The organism is Streptomyces sp. SM10, assembly GCF_002910915.1.
Lineage (GTDB): Bacteria > Actinomycetota > Actinomycetes > Streptomycetales > Streptomycetaceae > Streptomyces.
The window spans coordinates 183,902-199,499 of the sequence record NZ_NEUF01000173.1; the positions used below are offsets into that span (position 1 = coordinate 183,902).

The 15,598-nt window shown below is 71.8% G+C and carries 12 protein-coding genes and 1 pseudogene; 11 read left to right on the plus strand and 2 right to left on the minus strand.

What is annotated here, in order from left to right; translation table 11 throughout:
- Positions 1-2 precede the first annotated feature (2 nt).
- Positions 3-1,790 carry a heparinase II/III family protein gene (locus B9S57_RS28530; protein ID WP_146057824.1) on the plus strand — a complete coding sequence of 596 codons (1,788 nt, stop codon included), beginning with the start codon at positions 3-5 and terminating at the stop codon, positions 1,788-1,790.
- A 128-nt stretch (positions 1,791-1,918) separates the two neighbouring features.
- Here B9S57_RS28530 and B9S57_RS28535 read toward each other — a convergent pair whose 3' ends face one another.
- Positions 1,919-2,803, minus strand: coding sequence for a DUF4394 domain-containing protein (locus B9S57_RS28535; RefSeq protein WP_103760052.1), 885 nt, complete (start codon positions 2,801-2,803; stop codon positions 1,919-1,921).
- A 416-nt stretch (positions 2,804-3,219) separates the two neighbouring features.
- On the opposite strand from B9S57_RS28535, the gene B9S57_RS28540 reads away from it, so the two are divergent.
- Together B9S57_RS28540 and B9S57_RS28545 are read left to right on the plus strand one after the other, a co-directional pair.
- Positions 3,220-3,567, plus strand: a complete 348-nt coding sequence (locus B9S57_RS28540; protein WP_103760053.1) for a chaplin — start codon at positions 3,220-3,222, stop codon at positions 3,565-3,567.
- A gap of 327 nt (positions 3,568-3,894) precedes the next feature.
- On the plus strand, positions 3,895-4,542 hold the full coding sequence (locus B9S57_RS28545; RefSeq protein ID WP_103760054.1) for a class I SAM-dependent methyltransferase: 648 nt from the start codon (positions 3,895-3,897) through the stop codon (positions 4,540-4,542).
- 80 nt (positions 4,543-4,622) lie between these two features.
- Here B9S57_RS28545 and B9S57_RS28550 read toward each other — a convergent pair.
- Positions 4,623-4,954, minus strand: a pseudogene (locus B9S57_RS28550) (PEP/pyruvate-binding domain-containing protein); the annotation flags it as partial.
- A gap of 150 nt (positions 4,955-5,104) precedes the next feature.
- Here B9S57_RS28550 and B9S57_RS28555 point away from each other — a divergent pair.
- The 8 genes from B9S57_RS28555 to B9S57_RS28590 all read left to right on the plus strand — a co-directional run bounded on the left by B9S57_RS28555 (position 5,105) and on the right by B9S57_RS28590 (position 15,522).
- The gene (locus B9S57_RS28555; RefSeq protein WP_103760055.1) at positions 5,105-7,063 is read left to right on the plus strand and encodes an acyl-CoA dehydrogenase; all 1,959 of its coding nucleotides are present in this window, start codon (positions 5,105-5,107) and stop codon (positions 7,061-7,063) included.
- Between the two features lie 237 nt (positions 7,064-7,300).
- Complete coding sequence (locus B9S57_RS28560) at positions 7,301-7,492, plus strand: hypothetical protein (RefSeq protein WP_103760056.1); 192 nt, start codon at positions 7,301-7,303, stop codon at positions 7,490-7,492.
- Positions 7,493-7,514: 22 nt separating this feature from the next.
- On the plus strand, positions 7,515-8,738 hold the full coding sequence (locus tag B9S57_RS28565) for a cation:proton antiporter (RefSeq protein ID WP_103760057.1): 1,224 nt from the start codon (positions 7,515-7,517) through the stop codon (positions 8,736-8,738).
- Positions 8,739-8,845: 107 nt separating this feature from the next.
- Positions 8,846-9,772 (plus strand): LysR family transcriptional regulator, encoded by a 927-nt coding sequence (locus B9S57_RS28570; RefSeq protein ID WP_103760058.1) that lies wholly within the window; start codon positions 8,846-8,848, stop codon positions 9,770-9,772.
- 168 nt (positions 9,773-9,940) lie between these two features.
- Positions 9,941-11,356: an MFS transporter gene (locus tag B9S57_RS28575; RefSeq protein ID WP_103760059.1), complete on the plus strand. Its 1,416-nt coding sequence runs from the start codon at positions 9,941-9,943 to the stop codon at positions 11,354-11,356.
- A gap of 15 nt (positions 11,357-11,371) precedes the next feature.
- Positions 11,372-13,066: an acyl-CoA dehydrogenase family protein gene (locus B9S57_RS28580; RefSeq protein WP_103760060.1), complete on the plus strand. Its 1,695-nt coding sequence runs from the start codon at positions 11,372-11,374 to the stop codon at positions 13,064-13,066.
- On the plus strand, positions 13,059-14,276 hold the full coding sequence (locus B9S57_RS28585; RefSeq protein WP_103760061.1) for a CaiB/BaiF CoA-transferase family protein: 1,218 nt from the start codon (positions 13,059-13,061) through the stop codon (positions 14,274-14,276). The genes B9S57_RS28580 and B9S57_RS28585 overlap by 8 nt, the downstream gene beginning before the upstream one ends.
- Before the next feature lie 52 nt (positions 14,277-14,328).
- Positions 14,329-15,522, plus strand: coding sequence for an acyl-CoA dehydrogenase family protein (locus B9S57_RS28590; RefSeq protein ID WP_103760062.1), 1,194 nt, complete (start codon positions 14,329-14,331; stop codon positions 15,520-15,522).
- Positions 15,523-15,598 lie beyond the last annotated feature (76 nt).

Sequence of the window (15,598 nt, forward strand, 5' to 3'; positions counted from 1 at the left end):
GGGTGGACGGGCTTCATGCCCGTATCCGGGTGGCGGCGGACTCCGCGCGGCGGACGCCCCTGCCGGACCTGCCGTTCTCCGTGTACCGCCGCTTCGACGACGACGGCGACCGCCTGGCCTACGAGGAGCTGTACTTCCGGCGCCGGGCGCTGGTGACAGCCCTCGCCGCCGAGGCCTTGACGGACCCGGCAGTTCGACTCGGTCCCTTGGCCGATGCGTTGTGGTCCGTGTGCGACGAGTACACCTGGGCCCTTCCCGCCCACGAGATGCATGCGACCCGCCTGGACCGGGGCATGGACCAGTGCCTCGACCTGTTCGCCGCGCTCACGGCGCAGCTGCTCGCCGAGACGGTCCGGATCTGCGGCGACCGTCTCGACCCCCGGGTGGCCTCCCGTGTGCGCGACCAGGTGGACCACCGTGTGCTGTCCCTCCTCGCCGACGACGAGCGCCCGCTGCTGTGGGAGGACTGGGCACACAACTGGGCTGCCGTCTGCGGCGGTTGCGTGGGGCTCGCGGCACTGGCCCTGTGGGAACCGGGACCACGTCTCACCCGAGTGCTCGACCGCTGCCGACGCGCCCAGCTCACCTACCTGAGCGGCTTCGGCGACGACGGGGGCTGCGCGGAAGGGGTGGGCTACTGGGTCTTCGGGTTCGCGCACTTCGTCTACTTCGCCGAGGGGCTGCGAGAGCTCACCGGGGAGGATTTGCTCACGCACCCCAAGGTGCCGGCCATCGCCCGCTTCCCCGGCGCGGTGCACCTGGGCGGCGGCCTGTTCCCCGCCTTCTCGGACGGGGAGGAACGGCCTCGTGTGCCCGCCGGTCTCGCCCGACAGCTCGCGCGCAGGCTCGGGGTGCGGGTCCCGGACGAGGCCGTGGAGGCCACGGACAGCGGGGCGGACCTCGCACGTGACTGGGCCGACCTCTCCCGGACCCTGTGCTGGGGCGCCCCGGACCCCGAACCGGGCCCTGCACCCGCCCCGGACCCCGAACCGGAACCGGGCAGCCCCGAATCCGCCCCGCTCCCTGAACCCGAGGCGCCCACGGCGTACCTCCCCGATCTGGCCTGGATGGTCGACCGGGGACAGGGCGTTGCCTTCGCTGCCAAGGGCGGGCACAACGCCGAGGCGCACAACCACAACGACCTGGGCCAGTTCGTCCTGGCGGCGCACGGCGAGGTGTTGCTCGCCGACCTGGGAGCCGGTGAGTACCGCAAGGGGTACTTCGACGAGGCCACCCGCTACACCTTCCTGCACGCCTCGTCCCGTGCACACTCCGTGCCGCGCGTCGACACGCGCGAGCAGTCCGCGGGTGGCGCCCACGCGGCACGGGTCCTCACCTCCCAGGTCCACCCGCACGGCGCGGACCTGACTCTCGACCTCACCGGCGCCTACGAGGTGAGCGGCCTGACAGCGCTGCGCCGCGCCTTCTCCTGGAACCGTGACGCCGGGGAACTGCTGCTCGTCGACGAGGTGGAGGCAGAGCGGCCGATGCCGTTGGAGGAGGTGTTCGTCAGCAGGCTGCGCCCCGAGCTCCGCGCGGACGGAGCCGTGTGGACCGGAGCCGTGGCACGGGCCCACCTGGACCTGCCGGAAGGCTGTGACCGGCACGTCGAGACGGTGTACACCACCGACCATGAGGGAGCGCCCGACACGGTGCACCTCCTGCGGATCGGCTTCCACCTCTCCGAACGGCGGGCGCGGTTGCCGTTCCGCTTCACCGTCGGCCCCACCGCCGGCGGGGACGGCCTCCCGCGAGGCCCGGAGCCCTCCGGGAGGCGCGGCAACCCGTGATCATGCCAGAGGCGCGAGTGTGGCGTCCCGTCCTCCGATCCGCCCAGCCGGTGTGCCGGGCGGCAGCGTTTTGATGCTGCAGGCGGCGGGAGGCCCGGGTCCTCCCGCCGCCGGTGCGATGGCCTGCCTCAGTTCTGGTTCAGCGGGAGCGCGATGTCGGTGACCCGGTAGCGGTCGGGGAACGAGCCGAGGAGGTCGGCTTCGCCGTTGAGGACATTGACCCGGTACAGACGCTGCTTCCCGCCGGTGGACAGCGCCGCGAAGCCGCGGTTCGAACCGGTGGAGGGACGGTAGTAGATGTCGAACCCGGCCGACGGGCCCGCGTTGACGCCGAGGCCGCCGGTGGGAGCGAGCGTTCCGGCGTTCGCGGGCGACTGCAGGGAGACCCGGTCGTTGACGGTGTCGATGTCGAACAGCGAGGTGGCCGTGGTCGCGTCGAGGTCGTTGTTGGTGTAGGCCGCGCCCGTGACGCCCAGGGCGGTGGACGGAGGCATGGTCGGGTTGGTGAGTGTCCCGTCCGTGGTCGTGGTGCGCGGGGCGGCCGGGTCGTCGATGTTGTGACGCAGGTTCTGCCCGGTGTCGCTGATGATGCGCAGCCGGTTGGCCGCAGGGTTGAAGTCGATCCCGAAGTGCGCTCCGGCCAGGGCGACGGTGAGCTGTGACACCTTGACGGCCTTGGCCCGGCTGTTCACGGTGTAGACGCCGCCCTTGTCGCCGACGCCGTACAGCTTGCCGTTCTGGACGCGGAAGTCGATCCCGACCAGCTTGCGGTCCTTGCTGAGGCCTGCGACGCGGCCGAAGGACCAGATGTCGTCCGCGTGCGCGACGCGGAAGCCGACCAGGCGCTGGTCCGACGTGAGGCCCACGCTGATCAGCCCGTTGCCGGCCGCCCGGCCGGTTGCCGCGAACGGTGTGGGTTCTCCGGCGTCGGCCGTCGCGAGGGCAGGTGCGATCAGGGTCGCGGCGAGGGCTGTGGCCACCGCGAGGGCGGTGGCGGCAACGCGATTACGCATGAGGGGAAGTCCGATCGGTCGACGGCCCGCTCCGTGGTCGGCGCGAGTCCGCAGGTGCTTCGAAACCACGCGCTGTCCAGGACGGGTCTCGGCCGGCAGGACCCCCGGGACAGCCCACATAAGTCGTACAGGCACGCCCACGTACAGCTCGGTCCGCGACAGCGGAACCGCCCCGATGTCACCCGAATGCGCGGAGCGCGGCAGGCCCCGGCCCGCGAGCAGTGCCGTCTCGCCGCCATGCAGCAGTCGCCGACATCGGCTCACATCCGGTCGGCTCCGACCCTCCGCCGAGCGCGGCCATTGAGGGGATTGGAGGCGACATGCAGGCGCGTCGAAGGGCCCGAGGGGGATGGACCCGCATCGTGAACGGAGCCGCCGCTTCCAGGCGACGGCACTCACACACAGCGGGAGAATTCATGTTCAAGCTCGGCAACGCGGCAGTCATGACCGTGGCCGCAGGAGCACTGCTGTTCGCCGGTGCGGGCGTGGCCTCGGCCGACGCCGGGGCTCAGGGAGTCGCCTACGGTTCCCCCGGCGTGCTGTCCGGCAACGTCGTCCAGATCCCCATCCACATTCCCGTCAACGTCTGCGGGAACTCGCTGAACATCATCGGTGCGCTGAACCCCAGCGGCGGGAACGCCTGCGTCAACGGCGGCTACGACCGTGGCCACGAGGAGTACAAGGGCAGCCACGACGACGGCAAGGGCGGTCACGACGACGGCAAGGGCGAGGACTACGGCTACTCCGAGAACCACGGTGAGTAGGACCGCTTGAGGTCCCTTTCCCTGCCTGGCTGAGGCCCGAGGTGCTCAGTCAGGCAGGGACGTCCCGATACTCCGCGGCGCGGTGTCGGGAGTCCTCCGCTCTCCCGGAACAGCCACCGAGCGGACGCGTCGCCACCAGCCCCCGGAGGGCCCCCGCCTCCGTCTCGTCGTGCGAGGCCGTACGGAGGCGTCGGTGGAACCCGCCCTGCGGTGCCCCGGCGTCGGGACCGGACCCCGACGGCGAGCCGGACCAGGAGGTCGGCGACCCTCAACACAGATCGCGACTCTCCCGGTTCCCCCCGGGGGACAGGAACTACTGTCGCGAGCATGGTCGAACACGACGCTCTCGGTGCCGTCCGCGATGCCTACGACGCCGCTGCCCCCGTCTACGCGCAACTGTTCCGCGACTCCTTGCGTGACAGTCCTCTGGACCGCGCGGTCCTGGGTGTCTTCGCCGAGGTCGTACGGGCGAGCGGGAACGACCGGGTCGCGGACCTGGGGTGCGGGCCCGGCTATGTCACTGCTCATCTGGGCGAGCTGGGGCTGGCGGCGTTCGGCGTCGATGCCTCTCCTGTGATGATCGAGTCGGCTCGACACGCCCATCCGGGCCTGCGGTTCGACGTGGGCTCGATGGCCGCGTTGGACATCGGTGACGGCCTGCTGGGAGGCGCCCTCTCGCGGTGGTCGATCATCCACACCCCGCCGTCGGAACTCCCCGCCCTCCTGACGGAGTTCCACCGTGTCCTGGCTCCCGGCGGCCACCTCCTGGTCGGCTTCTCCGCGAGTGATGACCCGTCTCACCTGACGCAGGCCTTCGACCACGCCGTCGCCCTCGCCTATCGGTGGTCACCCGATCATCTCGCCGTGCTGCTGCGTGAGTCCGGGCTGGCCGAGGTGGCCCGGACGGTTCGTGAGCCTCGGCCCACCGACCGACGGCAGTTCCAGGAAGTCCACCTGCTCGTGCGCAAGGCCTAGTCCTTCTGCCCGTGCAGGTGGGAAGGGGCGGCTGAGGTTCGGTTGCCCCGTCCCGATCGCGCGAGCAGCCGGTCGCCGGGCGGGAAGCTCCTCCCCACCGCGTCGAGAAAGCGGGCGCGGGCTCTGGGCGAGGCCGGTCGCCGGGTGGCGTCGACGAACAGCCTCCCGCCCGCTTCGAGCATCGGCGCCATGGCCGTCAGCTGCCACACCGAGATCCCCGGAGGCCTCATGGGGTCGGTCATCATCTGCTGGTGACCCCCGGCGTCCACGGTGGTGACCTTCCGGTTGCCCGTGACGGGGTCGGCCGTGGGATGCCGGCCGCCTCCGGGAAGACCATCTGCTGCACGACCACGGCCATGAGGACCCTTCGGTGGTCGATGCCGTTGCGCCGGCGGCAGGTCACGGCCCGCTGATGATGCCCGTCGGTCGGCGCCGGAGCGGGACCGGACGTCGCCGTGGCAGGGATGTCCGGCCCTGGCCGCCGTGCACCGCACTTCCCCCGTACGGCTCCCGCCGTACGGGCCGACCGCTTGATCGTCCGTCGGCGGGGTAGCGAACTGACATGGCTACCGACACATCCACGTCCGCGAGCGGTTACGTGCAGCCCGAAGTCGACGTACGGGCACTGACCGAGGTCCTCGACGGCGAGTACGCCGGGATCCGCGACCTCGTCCGCACCAACCTGGCGACGTACGCCTCCGTTCTCGAGGAGGCCGACGAGCTCGGCGTCGACGAGTTCCGCGAGCGGGTGCGTGAGCTCGTCGTCGAGATGGCCGCGACGGGGCAGACCGGCATGGGCTTCCCGGACGAGTACGGCGGGGGCGGCGACATCGGTGCGTCGATCGCCGCTTTCGAGACGCTCGCCTTCGGCGACCTGTCGGTGCTGGTGAAGGTGGGTGTCCAGTTCGGTCTCTTCGGCGGGGCGATCCTGCACCTGGGTACCGCACGTCACCACGACGCCTACCTTCCCGACCTGATCACCGGGAAGCTGATGGGCTGCTTCGCGATGACCGAGACCGGCCACGGCTCCAACGTCCAGGCGCTCGGTACCGTCGCCAGGTACGACGCCGCCGCGCAGGAGTTCGTCATCACCACCCACGGCGACCAGGCGCGCAAGGACTACATCGGCAACGCGGCCCGCCACGGCGAACTGGCCGTCGTGTTCGCCCAGCTGGAGGTCGGTGGAGAGTCCGAGGGCGTCCATGCCTTCGTCGTGCCGATCCGGGTCGACGGTGAGGTGGCGCCCGGCGTCCGGATCGAGGACGACGGCCGCAAGATGGGCCTCAACGGAGTGGACAACGGCCGGCTCCTGTTCGACGGCGTACGGGTGCCCCGCGAGGCGCTGCTCAACCGGTTCGCCGACGTCACCCCCGAAGGCGGCTACGAGAGCCCGATCGAGAATCCGAACCGGCGCTTCTTCACCATGCTCGGCACGCTCGTCCAGGGCCGGGTCAGCGTCGGTGGCGCCGGGGTCAACGCCGCCAAGGTCGCCCTGGCGATCGCCACGAAGTACGCCGTGCGGCGCCGCCAGTTCGAGGCCGCCTCGGACAGTGAGGAGCAGTTGCTCCTCGACTACGGTCTGCACCAGCGTCGGCTGCTGCCGCTCATCGCACGGACGTACGCGCTGCACTTCGCGCAGGACGTCGTACGCACGCAACTCCACGAGGTCTTCTCCGGCATCAAGGACGACGCCCGGGCGCGGCGACAGCTGGAGTCGCGCGCCGCCGGGACGAAGGCGCTCGGTACCTGGCACGCCACCCGGGTCGTCCAGGAGTGCCGCGAGGCGTGCGGAGGTGCCGGCTACCTCGCCGTCAACCGGTTCGCCGCCCTCAAGGCCGACAGCGACATCTTCACCACCTTCGAGGGCGACAACCATGTGCTGATGCAACTCGTGGCCAAGGGGCTGCTCACCCACTACGCCAGCGAGTTCGAGGACCTGGACCAGCTCGGCATGGTGCGCTACGTGACCGGCCTCGCCGTCGAGACGGTCATCGAGAAGACGTCGGTCCACAAGCTGCTCGAGCGGGTACGGGACCTGCTGCCGGGCGGCGACGAGTGGGACCAGGAGGCCGGGCTGCTCGACTCCGAGTACCACCTCGCCATGCTCCGGTACCGGGAGGAGCACATGCTCGCCGGAGTGGCCCGCAGGCTCAAGCGCGGGATCGACCAGAAGCGCAATCCCGGCGTCGTGTTCTCGCAGGTGCAGGACCACGTCATCGCGGTCGCCCACGCGCACGTCGAGCGGCTGGTCCTGGAGGCGTTCGTCGACCGGGTGCGTGCCCTGCCGGAGAGCGGGAACAAGGTCGCGCTCGGCCTGCTGTGCGACCTGTTCGCCCTGTCGACGATCGAGGCGGGCCGTGCCTGGTTCATGGAACACGGCCGGCTGACCGTGCAGCGATCCAAGGCGATCAGCCGCGAGGTCAACGGCCTCTGCCGCAAGGTCCGGCCGCTCGCCGTCGACCTGGTCGACGCCTGGGGGATCCCGCCCCGGATGCTGCGCGCGCCGGACCTGGTGGGCTGAACAGGGAGGGATTCCGGACGGCGGCGGCCCCACCGCTGACACCTCGTGACCCGAGGGTGCGGCACGGGCAGTCGGCCCGCGCGCCGGCCCGCTCCCGGTTTCGCCCCCCGCACGCGGGCCCGGACTCACCCCGCCGGCGTACACCCGGTCGTACGACCTGGGCGCAGCGGCGAGAGTGGCACGGAGACGCGTCGTCGCGTCCCCGGCCACCGCATGCCGCCTGCGAGGGAGATCCCGATGTCCCGGACCACGGAACCCCTGCCCCGGCCCGCGGTGGCGGAAGCCGTCCGGCTGGGCGGGCCTCGTCGCCGGGCACCCACCCCGTACCGCGTCCCCGGCGGGGAGCGGCCGGTCCCGGGCGTGCCGGACGCGCGCGGCGGCGCCGTCCTCGGCGCCCCGGGCCCCGACCGCGCCGTCGTCACCCGGTGACCCGGCACCGCGGCGGCGTCTCGTGAACCACCCGGGCACCCTCGTCCTGATCATGGCGGCCGCCGTGCTGGCGCCGCTTCTCGTGTACGCGACGGGGCGCAGGCTCCGCGTACCGCTGGTCATCTTCGAGATCGCCCTCGGGATCCTGATCGGTCCCGACGTGCTCGGCTGGGCCCGTCCGGACGAGGTCACCGACACTCTCGCCGACCTCGGGCTCTCCATGCTGATCTTCCTCGCCGGGTACGAGATCGAGTTCGCCGCGATCCGCGGTGACACCCTGCGCCGCTCCCTCCGGGCATGGCTGATCGCCCTCGTCGCCGGAATCGGACTGGCCCTTCTCATCAGCGGTGGGGACGTGTTCGAGGCATTCGTCATCGGCACCGCGCTGACCAGCACGGCCCTCGGCACGGTCCTGCCGATGCTGCGCGACCGCGGGGAGCTGAAAGGGCGCTTCGGGAAGGTCATGACGGCGTTCGGCGCGGTCGGCGAATTCGGTCCCGTCGTCGCCATGGCGCTGCTGCTCAGCGGGCGCCGCCCGGCCGAGTCGGCAGTGCTCCTGGCCGCGTTCGGGGTGATCGCGGCCGGGGCCGTCTTCTGGGCCCTGCGCCCGAGGCCGCCGTGGTTCACCCGGCTGACGGAGCGCACCCTGCACAGCAGCGGACAGTTCGCCGTCCGGTTCGTGATGCTGCTGCTCGCGTGCATGCTCGGCCTCGCCGAGGTGTTCGGCCTGGACGTCCTGCTGGGTGCCTTCGCCGCCGGGGTCCTCACCCGGCTGGTCCTGCACCGTGCCGTGCCCGAGAGCAGCGACGAGATCCTGGGCAAGGTGGAGGCGATGGGCTTCGGCTTCCTCGTGCCGCTGTTCTACGTGGTCACCGGGATCGAGTTCGACCTGGACGCGCTCCTGCACGACGTGGCCGCCCTGCTGGTCGTACCGCTCTTCCTGCTGCTCTTCGTGCTGGTGCGAGGCGGTCCGGTGTACGCGCTCGCTCCCAGGGACCTGGGCCGGGGCGACCGGCTCGGTCTGGCTCTCTTCGCCTCGACCTGCCTGCCCCTGGTCGCAGCGATCACGACGATCGGGGTGGATCAGAAGCTGCTCGGCTCGAACGAGGCCGCGTCGCTGGTCGGCGCCGCGATGCTGTCGGTCCTCGTGCTGCCGCTGCTCGCGACGCGGGTGCGGTCGACGGCCGGCGGGAAGGGCCGGCCCGTGCGCGCCGGGGACGCGAGGACGGACGCCGAGGCGTGGTGACGGACGCCGAGGCGTGGTGACGCCCGGTCGTAGGCGCCCGTGAGCCCGCGCGCCGTCCGGGGCAGCCCCTGCGGCTCGGTCGGCCCGGTCGGTGGGAAGGTCGGGGGATGGAGCTACGTCACCTGTCCGGCTTCGTCGCCGTCGCCGAGGAGCTGCACTTCGGCCGCGCCGCCGAGCGCCTGCACATCGCCCAGTCCCCGCTGAGCCAGCAGATCCGTCTGCTGGAGCGCGACCTCGGGGTCAAGCTGTTCGACCGGACGACCAGGTCGGTGCGGCTGACCGTCGCCGGGCAGGCCCTTCTGGAACCGGCCCGGCATCTGCTGGCCGAGGCGTCGGTGGTCCGGCGCACGGTGCAGGCCGCCCACTACGGTGAGGTCGGCCGGGTCACCGTCGGCTTCGCGGGTGCCAGCAGCTATTCGGCGCTGCCCCTGCTCACCCGCGCGGTCGGCTCCGAACTGCCCGGCATCGAAATGGTCCTCGAGGGCCAGATGTACACCGGGGAGGCGATGGGCCGCATCACCGACGGCACCCTCGACGTCGGATTCGTCGCGCTGCCCGTTCGGCGTGGTGTCGTCGCCCGCGTGGTGCGCATGGAGCGTCTGATGGTCGCCCTGCCGGACAGTCATCCGCTGGCCGCGCGCGAGCGGGTGGCCTTCGCCGATCTCGCCAAGGAGCGGTTCGTCGCCTTCCCCGTGGCGCGCGGTTCCGCCGTCCGTGAGGCGATGGTCCAGGCGTGCCACGAGGCCGGCTTCGCACCGCGCATCGTGCAGGAGGCCCCCGACTCGTACAACATGCTGGCCCTGGTCGGCGCCGGGATGGGCATCGCGGTCGTGGTGCGGTCGGCGCGTGACATCCATCTGGAGCACGTGGTGTTCCGGGAGTTCGCCGGAGACGTCCCGGTCCTGCCGATCGCCCTGGCCTGGCGCTCCGGGAACCGGTCGGCGGCGCTCGCGGCCGTCCTGCGCGTCGCCGAACGCGTCCTGCCCACCCCGGACGACTACGACGGCGAGTTCGACGCCCGCCCGCCATTGTGAGGGAACACATCTCAACGGGGGCGCTCATTGGTCTTGGACTCCGCTCAATCCCGTGATGCAGAGTGATCGACGTCTCGCGACGGAGCGTGCAGCGCACCATCCGTCCGCCCGCAGGGCGGCGGCGCCGCGCCCTGTGGCGAGCACATGCTCGCTACGAGAGGACGTCTCATGCAGCACGACGCAGCACCCGGCGGGGGACGCGCGGGCTCCGCCCACGAGGCCGCCGCCACAACGGTCACCGGCGCCGGGGACGGCGGCCCGTCGGGGGAGCCCGGCCCGCCCTCCGCCCGCGACGCCAAGCGCGCCGGGATCACCGCGTTCATCGGCACCACCATCGAGTGGTTCGACTTCTACATCTACGGGTCCGCGGCCGCACTGGTCCTCGGCAAGGTCTTCTTCGCCGACGCGCCGCCGGCCGTGGGCACACTCGCCGCCTTCGCCACCTTCTGGGTCGGCTTCCTCGCCCGCCCTCTCGGCGGCCTCGTCTTCGGCCACTTCGGTGACCGCTACGGCCGCAAGAAGGCCCTGGTCACCACGCTCACGATGATGGGCGCGGCCACCTTCTGCGTCGGGCTGCTCCCCGGCTACGCGCAGATTGGCGCCGCCGCGCCCGTGCTCCTGGTCCTCCTGCGCATGGTCCAGGGCGTCGCCATGGGCGGTGAGTGGGGCGGCGCCGTCCTGATCGCCACCGAGTACGCCCCTCCCCGGAAGAAGCTGCTGTACGGAAGCTTCGCCCAGCAGGGCTCCCCGGTCGGCAACCTCCTCGCCACCCTCGCCTTCCTCGGCATCGCACAACTCTCCGACGCGGCCTTCGAGTCGTGGGGCTGGCGCATCCCGTTCCTCGCCTCCGCCGTCCTGGTCGTCGTCGGTCTCTTCATCCGGCTCAGGCTCGCCGAGACACCCGAGATGGTGCGCGCCCTGGAACGCCGGCAGACCACGAAGCTGCCGGTGAAGGAGGTCCTCACGCGCTACCCCCTGCTGGTGTTCCTGGGGATGCTGGCCGGCACCGCCGGAGTCGCCATCACCTACGTCAAGACCACGTTCGCGCTGTCCTGGGCCACCGCCGACCTGGGCTTCGACCGTACGACGTTCCTCACCGTCATCGCGATCGCGCTCGTCGTCCAGGTCCTGGTCCAGCCGTTCGGTGCGGTCCTGGCCACCAGGTGGCCGGTCAAGAAGGCCGTGCTGTGGATGCTCGTCCCCGAATTCGTCCTGCTGCCGCTGATGTTCGTGCTCGTCTCCACCGGCAACTTCTGGCTCGCCGTCCTCGGCATGGGCCTCGCCACCGCCCCGCACGCCATGTACTACGCGGCACTCGCCGGCATCCTCGCCCGGGTCTTCCCCGTCGAGGTCCGCTACACCGGCATGTCCCTCTCGTACCAGCTGTGCACCACTCTCTTCGCCGGCACCGCGCCGATCGTCTCCCAGTACCTGCTGACCGCCACCGGTTCGACCTGGCCCGTCGTCGTCCTCGGGCTCGGCTACACCGTCGTCACCCTCCTCGGCGTCATCCCGCTGCTCGCACGGACCGGCGACGCGTCGCCGGCCCGGACCGCCCCTGAACCCGCCACCTCGCGCATCTGACCCGGAGGCCGCACCATGCCCGTCGACACCGCTCCCGCCACCGGCTTCGCCGACCGCGACCCCGCCCTGCGCCCTCTGCTCGACCGGGTCCTCGGCGCCGAGGACCGCGCCCGGATCGAACCGCTGCTCACCGAACTGGGCACGCTCGCAGCCGACGAGATCGACCGGCAGGCCACCGTGGCCGACGCCAGCCCGCCGAAGCTGCGCGGCTACACGCCGGACGGCGAGCGCGTCGACGCCATCGAGTACCACCCCGCGCACGACCGGCTCGCCCACTTCGCCTACGAACGCTTCGCGCTCGCCGCGATGTCCCACCGGTCCGGCGTCCACGGATGGCCCTCCCGCGTCCCGCACACCGTCAAGTACGCACTGTCGTACCTCTACGTCCAGGCCGAGTTCGGCATGGCGTGCCCCCTGTCGATGACGGACTCCGCAGCGCGCATCCTGCGCCTCTTCGACCCCGAGCGCTACGCCGACGAGATCGCCGCCCTCTCCTCGACGGACCCGGAGCACCGGGCCACGGGCGCGATGTTCATGACCGAGAAGCAGGGGGGCACCGACGTCGGGCTGACCGAGACCGTCGCCACCGACCACGGCACGCACTGGACCCTCACCGGCCGCAAGTGGTTCGCCTCCAACCCCGGGGCCGACGTCGTGCTGACCCTGGCCAGGGTGCCCGGGCAGGGCGAGGGGACCCGCGGCCTCGGCATGTTCCTCATGCCGAGGACACGCCCCGACGGCAGTCGCAACACCATCCGCATCGACCGCCTCAAGGACAAGCTCGGCTCCCGCTCGATCGCCAGCGGCGAGGTCACCCTGGACGCGGCCCACGCCACCCCCGTCGGCGACCTCTCCCGCGGATTCCGGCAGATGGCCGAGATGCTCAACGTTTCCCGGCTCTCCAACGCGATGCGTTCGGCGGCCCTGATGCGCCGCGCCGTGCGCGAGTCCGTGGACCACACCAGGGAGCGTCGCGTCTTCGGCGTCCCGCTCTTCGACCAGCCCCTGATGCGCATGACGCTGCTGCCGATGATCCTCGACGCCGAGGCCGCGATCGCACTGGTCCTGGAGTCCGCCGCCCGCCTCGACGACGCCGACGCGGGTGACGTCGAGGCACGGGAACTGGTCCGCGTCCTCACGCCCCTCGCCAAACACACCGTCTGCAAGCGCGCCCGCACCGTCACCGGCGAGGCCATGGAGATCCGCGGAGGCGACGGCTACATCGAGGACCGGGTCCACCCCCGCCTGCTGCGCGACGCACACCTCGGCTCCATCTGGGAGGGTTCCTCCAACGTCATCGCACTCGACGTGCTGCGCTGCATGCGCAGCCGGAAGGCGCACCGGGCCCTCGCCGGCACCTACACCGACCGGCTCGTGGACCTGCCCCTTCCCGCCGCGAAGCACCTGGTCGTCCGCTGGGCAGAGGTGAGTGCCCGGGGCGACCGCCTCCTCGGTGCCCCGCACGACGAACAGCAGATGCTGATCGGGCGGTACGCGGACGAACTGAGCCGCACCGTCATGGCGACGCTCCTCGTGGAGCAGGCGTCACACACGCCGGACGACGGCCGGGCCCTGCTCGTCGCCCACACCTGGCTGAGCCTGCTGACCGCCCCCGAGACGCTGCCCCGTACGGCACTGGACCGGCTCGCCGCGCTCGCCGACGGTGGCGACGTACCCCTTTCCGCAGCCCAGGAGGCACTCAATGTCTGAGACCGGACCGGTCCCCGCGCCGAAGCGGCCCGCACCGCTGGCCGGGACGAAGGTCGTCGACCTCTCCAAGATCCTGGCAGGCCCCTACGTCACCATGTCGCTGGCCGATCTGGGAGCGGACGTCGTCAAGGTCGAGCACCCCGACGGCGGCGACCCGACCCGGCAGTGGGGCCCGCCGTTCAACGGCCCCGACGCCACCTACTATCTCGCCGCCAACCGCAACAAACGCTCCATCACCCTCGACCTGAAGTCGCAGGAGGGCCAGGAGGCCGTCCACCGGCTCCTCGCCGACGCGGACGTCCTGGTGGAGAACTTCCGCCCCGGCAGCTCCCTGGCGCGGACCTTCGGCCACGAGGAGCTGAGCGCCCGCTACCCGCGCCTGGTGCTGCTGCACATCTCGGCCTTCGGCGAGCACGGCCCGCTGCGCGACGAGCCCGGCTACGACATGGTCGCCCAGGCGTCCGCCGGGCTCATGTCACTGACGGGGGAGCCCACGGGACCGCCTGTGAAGGCCGGTTACGCCATGGGGGACCTCGGCGCGGCGCTCTTCGGCCTGATCGGTGTCACCTCAGCCCTCGTCGAGCGCGAGCGCACCGGGCGCGGACAGTACCTGACCACGTCGCTCTACGAGTCGCAGCTCGCCCTGCACATCAACTGGGCGACCGGCTACTTCGCGACGGGTGAGCGCCCGGGCCGGCTCGGATCGGGTCACCCCAGCCTCGTCCCGTACCAGGCGTACCCGGCGTCCGACGGCCACTTCGTGATCGCCGTCGGCAGCGACGCGCTCTTCCGGCGGCTCTGCGCCGTCCTGCACCGTCCCGCCCTCGCCGACGACCCGCGCTTCGCCACCAACCGCGCCCGCGTCGACCACCGCGACGAGCTGAACGCCGAACTGATGGCGCTGCTCGCCCCGCGCACGGCCGCCCACTGGTGCGAGGTGCTGAAGGCCGCCGGTGTCCCGGTCGCACCGATCCGTTCCCTCGACGAGGTCTACGACTGCCCCCAGACCGAGGCGCTGGGCATGGTCCAGGAGGTCGACCACCCCGACGTCGGCGCCCTCCGGCAGGTCGCCTTCCCCGTCAGCTTCCGGGGCGAGCGCCCGCAGGTGCGGAGCGCGCCCCCCACCCTCGGTCAGCACAGCGGCGAGATCCTCGCCGAACTCGGCTACGGAGAGGCCGACATCGCCCGCATCCTCGGCCGTCCGCACTGACGGGCGGGACGACCGTACGCAGACCCGGCCCGCACACCGCTCAGGAGACACCATGTCCACCGGCTCCCCGCTGACCCCGCTCGCCCCCTCCGACCCGCTCGGCCTGGAGAACCTGCTCACCGACGAGGAGCGGGCCGTCCGCGACACCGTGCGGCGCTACCTGGACGACAAGGTCGAACCGCACGTCGCCGGCTGGTTCGAGGCCGGCGAGATGCCCACCCTGCGTGAACTCGCCCGCGAACTGGGCGCGCTGGGCCTGCTCGGCATGCACCTGGAGGGGTACGGCTGCGCGGGCATGTCGGCACGCGCCTACGGCGTCGCCTGCCGGGAGCTCGAGGCCACCGACTCCGGCCTGCGCTCCTTCGTCTCGGTGCAGGGCTCCCTGGCCATGTTCGCCATCCACCGCTTCGGCTCCGAGGAGCAGAAGCGGGAGTGGCTGCCGCCGATGGCGGCCGGCGAGGCCATCGGCTGCTTCGGCCTGACCGAGCCCGACCACGGCTCCGACCCGGCGTCGATGCGGACCCGGGCCCGGCGCGACGGCGACGACTGGATCCTCGACGGCCGCAAGATGTGGATCACCAACGGCTCCGTCGCGTCCGCCGCCGTCGTATGGGCGCAGACCGACGACGCGGTGCGCGGCTTCGTGGTGCCCACCGGGACACCGGGCTTCTCGGCCCCCGAGATCCGGCACAAGATGTCGCTGCGGGCCTCGGTCACCAGCGAGCTGGTGCTGGACGGAGTACGCCTGCCGGCCTCCGCGATGCTGCCCGGGGCCCGGGGGGTCGGAGCGCCGCTGACCTGCCTCAACGAGGCGCGCTACGGAATCGTCTGGGGTGTCCTCGGCGCGGCCCGCTCCTCGTGGCAGGCCGCCGCCGACCACGCCGCCCAGCGCGAGCAGTTCGGCAGGCCGATCGCCGCCTTCCAGCTCACCCAGGCCAAGCTCGTCGACATGGCCCTCGAACTGCACAAGGCCACCCTGACCGCCCTCCGACTCGCGGAACTCAAGGACTCGGACGAGGGGGTCCACCCGGCGCAGATCAGCTTCGGCAAGCTGAACAACGTCCGCGAGGCCATCGAGATCTGCCGCACCGCGCGCACGATCCTCGGGGCGAACGGCATCTCGCTGGAGTACCCGGTGATCCGGCACATGAACAACCTCGAATCCGTCCTCACCTACGAGGGCACCACCGAGATGCACACGCTCGCCCTCGGCCAGGCGCTGACCGGACACGCGGCCTTCCGCTGACGCCGTGCCCCGGGCGGGGCCCGCGGAAGGGCGCCGGCCCCGCCCGGGGCACGGATCCGGCCTCCGCGGAGCCCTG